The sequence below is a fragment of the Rhodovulum sp. genome, assembly GCF_011048875.1.
GTDB classification, from domain to species: domain Bacteria; phylum Pseudomonadota; class Alphaproteobacteria; order Rhodobacterales; family Rhodobacteraceae; genus Rhodovulum; species Rhodovulum tesquicola.
The window spans coordinates 1-3,086 of record NZ_DSDD01000310.1 but is presented as its reverse complement, the minus strand read 5'-3'; the positions used below and the strand labels follow the sequence as shown (position 1 = coordinate 3,086).

Here is a 3,086-nt window from a genome sequence, read left to right as displayed (position 1 = left end):
GACCGCTTGAGACCGCGCTTCAGGATCGCCCCAAACGCCCGCCAATCCAGCAGCGCGTCCACCTTGGAAAGCACATCGTCATCGCCAATCCGATCCGACACCTCGCGCAAAAACAGGTCCATATAGCCGCTCCGAAATATCCCAGGCGACGGATACCAAATCGGGAAACCAGCGGGAATCCGGTATTATGCAGAGGTCTTGATCAACCACTTCGCCGTTGTTCAGGCCGGACCTGGTCGGATTGTTCAGGCTGAGCGATTTCCTGCATGTGCTGGAGGATTGAAACAGGGCGCTTTCCTTCCTATCGGACCGCGCTCAGTCCCCGCCGAGCCGCCGCACCTGCGGCGCGGTGCCGGTCAACTTGTTGAAAAGCCTGCGCTTGAGCGACAGATGCGGAAGCTGCTCGCGATCTTCCACGAAGACGGCGCCACTCAGCGCGGGGTCACGCCAGAGGGCCAGCGCCGCACCCCATCGGGCGGCCCTGGCCGGGTCGTGCCCCCCGGGAATTCCCATGCCGGTGTTCAGCGCGCCGGGGATCCAGTCGCTGATCACGATGTCGGGAAAGCGGTCCGCCAAGTCCCGGACCATCGCCCGTGTCAGTATGCGCCCTGCCCCCTTGGACACCGAATAGGCCGAGGCCAGATGCACCGGATTCAGATCGGCAAAGGAGGTGATATTGACGATCCGGCCATGACCGCGTGGGACCATGCGTTCGAGCGCCAGCATCGCGCAACTGGCCATCCCGCCCAGATTGACCGCGACGGTCTGCATGAAGCTCTCGGGCGTCTCGTCCAGGAAATCGCGATGGGGATAGATCGCGGCATTGTTGATCAGCGTATCAAGCGGCCCGAACGCGGCATCGATCCGGGCAAAGGCGGCGCGCAAGGATACGGGATCGGCCACATCGGCCAGGACCGGCAGGATGCGCCCCTCGGGCGCCGCCCGGGCCAGATCCCCGAGCGGTTCCGCCGCGCGCCCCAGGGCGGCCACCCTCAGCCCGTGCCCGGCCAGCGCCAGCGCCAGTTCCCGGCCAAGACCGCGCCCGGCCCCGGTGACCAGCGCGACGGATGGCGGCGGATGGGGTCCTGTCATGGCGATGCCCTCCCCTGCACCCGCCCGGCGATGATGTCGGCCACCCGCAGCGCGTTCGCGGCGATCGTCAGGCTGGGATTGACCCCCAGCGCGCTCGGCATGAACGCGGCATCGGCCACATAGAGATTGTCCAGATCATGGGTCCGGCAATCGGGCCGCAGCACCGAGCGGGTCGGATCGGTGCCGAAGCGCAGCGTGCCCGTCGGATGGCCGAAATTGAGCATCGGCTGCAACGAGACCATGAACCGCCGGTGACCGCGGAACGCGCGCAGAAGCGCCTTGCGGAACCGCTTGCGGCGGGCCAGCAATTCCTTGCGATAGGTATATTCGAAGGTCAGGATCTCGGGATCCTGGGGATTCAGCAGCACGCGGTTCTCGGGATAGGGGAAATCCTCGATCATGCCCACGAAGACCGCCGCACGGCCGAAGAGCCGGCTCATCGCCAGCGCCGCAGCACCGACTGGTCATAAAGCCGGTTCAGATGGGCCACCATGTTGGCATGGCTGACCTCCATCCCCATCGACTGGATCAGCCCGAAGCGCTGCCCGTCCAAGGCGTAGAGATCGCGCAGCGAGATCGCCTTGCCGAACCCCGCTTCGCCGTCCTGCCGCCCGCGCGGCCAGAGCACGAAGATCTCGTTGAGATGGAACATCAGGCCGCGCCCGACCCAGCCGCTGGAATTGGCGCAGCCCGCCGGGTCGTGGCGGTTCGAGGCCAGCAGAAGCCGCGCCGAGCCAAGCGCACCGGCGCACAGCACGCAGACCGGGGCGGCAAGCTCTGCCTCCTGCCTGTTCCGATGCACACGCAGCCCGGTGACGCGGCGGCCATCCTCGAGGATCTCGCGCACGTCGCATCCCGCCAGAAGCGCCGCCCGGCCCGTCGCCAGTGCCGGGCGCACCCCGGCAGAGCGGCCGTCCATCTTGCAGTCCCAAAGGCATTTCGCACCCAGGCATCCCCGGCAGCGCCCAGGATCGCGCACCGCCAGATGCAGCCGGTAGGGATGCAGCCCGCGCGCCTCCATCTCGGCGATCAGCGCGGCATCCCCGGCCGAGAGCGGGCCGGGCGGCTGCAGGAGCGGCGGCGGCTCCGCAGACAGCGGATCGGGGGTGCCGCTCAGATGCAGCAGCGCCGCGGCCTCGTCGAAATAGGGCCGGAACGCATCGAACCCCACGGGCCAGCCTCCCGTGGGATACGGCAGGGCCGGATCGTCGTCCAGATCGTGGCGCTCGGGCCGTTCCAGCGCGGCGGCGTAGAACACCGAGGATCCGCCCGGCCCCGCCCCATAGGGGCCGAAGAACCGGGTCACCACACCGTCAAGCCGCGCCTCGGCCGGCTTCGGCCAGAGCCCACGCAACAGCCGCGCCGCGGGATGGATGATCGTTTCGGAAGTGCGGGTCTGTTCGGCCGAATGGCCCGCCGGTCCCTTTTCCAGGAACAGCACCGACAGCCCCCGCTCGGCCAGCCGCCGCCCCAGAAGACCGCCGCCCATGCCCGCGCCGATCACCAGCACGTCCCAGCGCCCCGCCCGGGCTTCTGCAAGGGTGATGCTGCTCTCCATGGCTCAGCTTCCTCCGAAGACCGGCGCGAACCGGGCGCGCAGGGCAAGCGCGCCGGTATTCGTGACGTGGTTGTTGTCGAAATAGACCGGTCGGCCGTTCAGATAGGCGGTGCAGGCCTGCGGCGTGCAGAGATCGCGCCACAGGTCGATCACCGCGACCCCCTCCCGGCCCGCCGCGGCCCCGAGCGCGGCATCGGCGGCGGCAAAGCGCGCCTCGAGCGCGGCGCGGGGGGTGGTGCCCAGTTGCAGGCGCACCTCGTCGGCATCAAGCCGGCCATAGGCCAGCGCCTGGGCCGCGCTACCGGCGGAATACTGCGCGATCTCGGGCGCCTGACGCAAGATGAAGACATGCGGCACGAGCGGCGCCAGCCGGTCGAGCGTGTGGGAAAGCGCCGCGGCCACAAGCGCCCCCTGCCCGCCCCCGGCCGGTTCGGTC

4 protein-coding genes are annotated in these 3,086 nt (G+C 68.8%); all 4 read right to left on the bottom strand.

The window, feature by feature from the left end:
* Positions 1-315: 315 nt before the first annotated feature.
* Complete coding sequence (locus tag ENN83_RS10970) at positions 316-1,092, bottom strand: SDR family oxidoreductase (RefSeq protein ID WP_287186949.1); 777 nt, start codon at positions 1,090-1,092, stop codon at positions 316-318.
* Positions 1,089-1,532 carry a GMC family oxidoreductase gene (locus tag ENN83_RS16960; RefSeq protein WP_349760120.1) on the bottom strand — a complete coding sequence of 148 codons (444 nt, stop codon included), beginning with the start codon at positions 1,530-1,532 and terminating at the stop codon, positions 1,089-1,091. Before ENN83_RS16960 ends, ENN83_RS10970 begins: the two co-directional genes overlap by 4 nt.
* A complete protein-coding gene (locus ENN83_RS10965; RefSeq protein ID WP_349760119.1) occupies positions 1,529-2,650 on the bottom strand; it encodes an FAD-dependent oxidoreductase in 1,122 nt (373 codons plus the stop codon). The genes ENN83_RS16960 and ENN83_RS10965 overlap by 4 nt, the downstream gene beginning before the upstream one ends.
* Before the next feature lie 3 nt (positions 2,651-2,653).
* Positions 2,654-3,086 (bottom strand): SGNH hydrolase domain-containing protein (locus ENN83_RS10960; protein ID WP_287186946.1); only part of this gene is annotated, 433 nt, incomplete at its 5' end.